Here is a 5,498-nt window from a genome sequence, read left to right on the forward strand (position 1 = left end):
AAAGGTTGAACGGATCGACCTCCTGGAATACGAGGAACAGAAGACCATTTTTGGAAAGGAAACAGGAAATATCGTGATAGATCGAGAGGATTTTGAGCAAATGAAAGACCTCGCGATGATGGTAGCACCCGAAATGGAGTTCAAAAACAAGGACTTAAAACGAGAAATGAACATTTTACAATCGAAAATCGAGGAAAAAGACGAGAAAATCGCCAGTCTCGAAAGGAAATATGAGATTGGGATAAACAATCTTCAAAAGAAATACGAAAGGGCTTCTGCCCAAGCAGAACGCTACAAAGAGGGCTTGGATGACGTTGTAGAAGAACTGGTAACAGAGCGTTTAGAAGAGAAAGTGAGTGAATTGAAGGAGCATCATGCAAAAGAACTGGAGAGACAAATGTTGGATACGAATATGTTTGCCGAAGAAGCGGAGAAATTGGAGCGTAGACTGACGACCATGACAAGGCATGCCAACGCTCTAGAGGGCGAATATCGTGGGCTTGAGAAGGAACATGACGAACTTAAAGTGACTAATAAAGAGTTAGTCGAGACAAATAATAGTTTACATGCAGAATTTCAAAAAATGTTTCAAAGCGTAAAAGAGATGAAAGAACGTTTCGATAAACTTGTCGACGAAAGAATAGCCAACTGGAAGAATGTCTTCAAAACGGCGGTTCACAGAGCGACGAGAGAATGGTTAGTTGATAAGACGGATAATCAAAAACTTGTCCTCGATCATACAATGGACGCCAAGAAGATTAACAAGAGAGCCACAGAATTGATTCCTGAAGTGACACAAGAACGAGATGCTATGATCAAAAATCGTGAAAAAAATCGAAATATGGATCTTGAACGATAAAAAAAGCCCTTATTCTAAGGGCTTTTTTTATTTTCTGTTCTTTAGTTCTAGCGCTTTTGATTCGATTTCATGATCACTTTTCAAAACATTTTTCAGTTCTAGTGATCCAAATATTAACATCGCTATAGAGAGTGGTACGAAGAATATCAAGAATAAGGTTGTTGTAATTTCATTTAGTAAAAATAGTGCTAATACAGCTATCGTTAAAACAGTTATGAAGCTCACAGTCTTGCTATTTTTAGACATATTCTCACTTCCTTCCAGTTTTAAGTTCCCTTTTTATTACAATAATGTTAGTGTTGTGTTTGTTGACGGAATAACCGATGTAAAAATTATACCATAACAGGAGGATTTTATGAAATTACCAATTAAAGTTTTAAGTGGGGTAACATGTTTGTTCTTAATCAGTGGGGTAACTTTATCAAAAACAGCTATTGCTGAGAGTTCTGCACCGAATGTTGCATTAGAAGCAGAAAAAATTACAGATACAACAGATTTAATTAAGGTTGATCAAAACAACAGCTTAGAAAATGCTTTAAATTCAATTAATCTTCCTGAGAAAAACGATAAAAAAATAGTCATTGAAAACAAAACAGATGACACTAATATATCAATTGGCGTACCTAACGATATGAAGCTTGGTACCCCTGTAACAACAGATGCTGGTAGTTTTGAATATAAAACTACTACACCTGTAGATTTAATTTTACAACCAACTGATGCTGGTGTGAGAAGCATTGTAAATATTAAAAATGCTGATGCACCGAAAGAATACAAATATGATTTAGATTTACCGTTTGGACACAAACTGATTACGTCTTCAGAATACTTTGAAGGCACTCCAGGTGATGAGCTAGACACTGAAGAAGTCTTTATTGTTGATGAAAATAATGTCATTCAAAGTGTTTTCGGGAAAGCTTGGGCTAAAGATGCTAACGGTCAGGATGTTCCAACGAAATATGAAGTAAAAGGTAATTCTTTAATTCAAACGGTAGAATTTAATGAAAATACAGCTTTCCCTGTTCTAGCCGACCCGGATTGGGTTGCTATTGGCGCATGTGCAGCAGCTTTAACTTGGTTTGTTGGTTCAAATCTTTTTGTCGCAGCTAAGATTATCAAAGTAAAAAAATACATTAAAGCTTTAGGTGGATTTAAAGAAGCTGCTAAACTTATTACAAAAGCAGCAACTTGGGAAGAAAAACTCCGTTATGGCGGATCAGCGCTTAAAAATTTAGCAGCTGAAATTACAGGCGTTGGTGGATTGTATGCTTGTAATAAGTTTTTGAAAAGATAATCCAATTAAATTTAAATAAAAAAAGCTTGGACTTTAACAGTCTGAGCTTTTTTTATTTAAATTTAATTTTCATCGATTGAAAGTTCTTTTATTCTTTCAGCTTTTATCTTTGCTTGTATAGTTTCTTCTTGCTCAGACTCTGACAAAATGATATTTGCTCCAAATTTCCCATGAACAAAGTTATTCCCCCAACTATTCCATGCTATCTCTTTATTTACTGCATACACGTTAGAAGTACCAGATTTGTAGACTTCAATGTATTGTTTCTCTTTTAGTAATTTAATTGCTCTTGTGATAGTAGGTTTACTTACTCCAAATTGTTCTTGGAAGACGCTATAAGAACACATGACAGCGTTATATGAGTCCATATTATTTATCAAGAACTTGAAGATCCTATAAGCTATTGGCGATTTTGACATTAGCCAATCTTCTGCTTTATAAGCATCCTTATTCATTTGGACCCACCTCCGATAGGGACTTTTCTTTTGTTGTCGTATTTCTTCTTCTTCCCGTTTTTTCTCTTGATCTATCTGTTCTTGCCTGTCTTCAAAGGATATTTGATTCGGATTCTTTAAGTTTTTTTCATACGAAACAATTGTTTCTTGCATCTTAAATCTCCCCCTTATATATCATACAGTGAACCCAATAGTAATCATCTGTGACTACGATGTAATCATCTATGATTATAATATGATATTTCTCTTTATCAATAAAGAACTTTTTTGATCATAGTGTAATCAGATAGTAATCATGGGGTGATTACTATTGGGTTCACCCCATGATTACTAAGAAACTCAATTAGCGTTGATATTAAGCTATTTCTCGAAAAATCCCTCTTATATCTTTTAAGAACGCTTTCTTTCTTTCCAATCGGTAACTTTAAGATAAAAGAATAGACAAGGAACTGAACGCACTCATTCCGGCTTTTAAGCCTTCATTTCGCTTGTCGGACTGTCAGACCGCTTGACGTGTCTCTCGCTACGCTCAAGAACCTCCACCGATCTTCCAGTACACATAAATTTGTTGAATATTCTCTTTCTACCTCGTAACGAAGGTTTTAGTCTTCTAAATGTTCTTTAAAATCAATTTTAAGGGGATTTACGGCTTGAGCCGTATGAAAAGCTATCAAGACGTGGCGAAGGGGCTTAAAATCGAAATATGAGCGTTTTAAGCGCAATTAGGAGGCGATTTGATGAAAGTAAATTTGAATCCGGCGAATTACGATCCGGAAAAGTGGGCTGCCATTGAAAGACTGAAGTATCTTCAGCTCGTCGAGGGTCTTACGATGAACGTAGAAACGCTAAAAGTAGATCCGGAAGGTCGGATCTTGCTCGATCCAGATGATTCATTGCATAAAGAATGGTTTGAAAACGATTAAAAGTGAACGCTCATAACGATCTGAGCGTTCACTTTTTTAAACTTATAAAATAAATTCATTTCTTTTTTCTTTTCTTTTTTCTCTTATTCTTATTTCTTTCTTGTTCTTCTAAATCAATTAAATATGAATAATTTTCAATGACTTCCTTGCTTATTTTTATATATTCTTCTTTTTTGATTTCTCTATTATCTTTATAACGCCATACAACTCTAAATTCATTTTGATATTCATATTTTTTGTCTTTAACTAAATAGGGTTTTTTTAAAATTATTTCTTTTTCATCAGAAGTAAAATCTTCTTCAGTGAAATGTTGTTTTCTATCAAGTAGGTATTCACATGGTCCAGCGTCATGCTGAACAATACCCAATTTATTTAATTCATGAGTTATTGCTCGAATATAAGCTTTAAAATTATGAATTATTTGAAGTCCTGAACCAAAAGATTTCTGTATCTCAGGATTTTTTTCTAAACAGACACAAAAAACAAAGTAGTTTTTATCTACGTGTTCATCTGAAAATATGCAATTTTCAAATGTGATATCTGTATTGATTGCAACTATCCCCCCTGCTCTTAACAACCGATCGTCATTCTTATCAGCTGGAGAATGATATTTGCCTACGGATATTTGCGAAAAAATTCTGCCTTCATCATCATCGCCAATTTCAGTTCCAAACTTATCTTCTTTGTAACTGTTTAAATGGCTAATACGAATTACATTTTTAGTTCTTAAAGGGTGTAGCCATTTAAGCTCCATATATTTATATGCTCTTTCCGGTAGTTTAACGATATTTGTCACCCTTTCTTTACTGTTCCTGAAAATATTATAGCAATTTTTTTGTTTTTTATTTTTTAGTGTCAACGGTAAATCGCAGGCCGTGAGGCCGAGAATTTAAGGAGTTGACACGTAGTCTTGGTTTACACCCTCTTGCGCTGTTCTCACGTTCTACACGTGAGAACCTGCCAACCGGCGAGGGAGCCCCTCGGGATCGAGGGGTTGGGGAGTCGAGTTCTTGACCTTTCGATGCATGCAGCGACCGTCGATTCGACGGCAATCTTTACCCTCGGAGAGCGCATCTTTACGAAGTAAAGTATAGTGCGCTATACTATACCAAATTCAAGAGCGAAAAACAGGGGGGCTTTCTATGGGTTCTAAGTTGGTTTGTAGAATGCAGAAGGTAAAGAAAAATGACGTAAAAGGCTATCAGATCCACAATCAAAGAGAACGAGAAAGTAAGACCAATCCCGACATCAACGCTTCACTATCCCACCTCAATCGAGACTATATCAATGCCCAACACATCAGCTACATGGAAAAATGGAAAGAAGCATTCGAATCCCAAAATGAAAGTAAACGTGCCCTAAGAAAAGATGCCGTCTATTTCAATGAGTTTGTGGTTGGCTCTGATCGTGATTTCTTCAAGGACATGGATCAATCAGAAAAAGAACGGTTCTTCAAAGTCTCCACTGATTTCTTCAAAGAGCGGTATGGAGAACAAAATGTCCTGTATTCCGTTGCCCATTTCGATGAATTAAAGGGTGCTGGCGCTCATGCTCATATCGGCATCGTACCCATGCGAGACGGTAAACTTCAGAGCAAAAACGTATTTGACCGGAACGAACTCAAGGCATTGCAATCAGAGCTACCTCAATACCTTCAGAAACACGGATTTGATATTGAACGAGGGAAAGAGGGTTCGAAGGCTCAACACATCGATACGGCCACATACAAGGTCCTCAAATCTCAAGAAGCAGTTCTCATGGCCGAACAGCAGCGGGAAGCGATTCAAAGCGAAACCAAGCTACTGGAAGCCAAAAGAGAGGACTTAAAAGAGTTATTCGAAAAGGTTGAACGGATCGACCTCCTGGAATACGAGGAACAGAAGACCATTTTTGGAAAGGAAACAGGAAATATCGTGATAGATCGAGAGGATTTTGAGCAAATGAAAGACCTCGCGATGATGGTAGCA

The 5,498-nt window shown here is 36.6% G+C and carries 6 protein-coding genes; 4 read left to right on the plus strand and 2 right to left on the minus strand.

Features of this window, described 5'->3' with window-relative positions:
- Positions 1-859 (plus strand): hypothetical protein (locus A0126_RS19935; protein ID WP_157898526.1); only part of this gene is annotated, 859 nt, incomplete at its 5' end.
- 355 nt (positions 860-1,214) lie between these two features.
- On the plus strand, positions 1,215-2,153 hold the full coding sequence (locus A0126_RS19940) for a hypothetical protein (protein ID WP_157898457.1): 939 nt from the start codon (positions 1,215-1,217) through the stop codon (positions 2,151-2,153).
- A gap of 62 nt (positions 2,154-2,215) precedes the next feature.
- Here A0126_RS19940 and A0126_RS19945 read toward each other — a convergent pair whose 3' ends face one another.
- The gene (locus A0126_RS19945) at positions 2,216-2,761 is read right to left on the minus strand and encodes a winged helix-turn-helix domain-containing protein (RefSeq protein ID WP_088835948.1); all 546 of its coding nucleotides are present in this window, start codon (positions 2,759-2,761) and stop codon (positions 2,216-2,218) included.
- A 584-nt stretch (positions 2,762-3,345) separates the two neighbouring features.
- On the opposite strand from A0126_RS19945, the gene A0126_RS19950 reads away from it, so the two are divergent.
- Complete coding sequence (locus tag A0126_RS19950) at positions 3,346-3,531, plus strand: hypothetical protein (RefSeq protein ID WP_088835949.1); 186 nt, start codon at positions 3,346-3,348, stop codon at positions 3,529-3,531.
- A gap of 55 nt (positions 3,532-3,586) precedes the next feature.
- Here the strand turns inward: A0126_RS19950 and A0126_RS19955 are convergent, their stop codons facing one another.
- Positions 3,587-4,285 carry a hypothetical protein gene (locus A0126_RS19955; RefSeq protein WP_088835950.1) on the minus strand — a complete coding sequence of 233 codons (699 nt, stop codon included), beginning with the start codon at positions 4,283-4,285 and terminating at the stop codon, positions 3,587-3,589.
- 388 nt (positions 4,286-4,673) lie between these two features.
- On the opposite strand from A0126_RS19955, the gene mobV reads away from it, so the two are divergent.
- Positions 4,674-5,498, plus strand: an 825-nt coding sequence (gene mobV, locus A0126_RS19960; RefSeq protein ID WP_162288282.1) for a MobV family relaxase, incomplete at its 3' end; no start/stop codon positions are given.

It is taken from the genome of Exiguobacterium sp. N4-1P, from assembly GCF_002214325.1.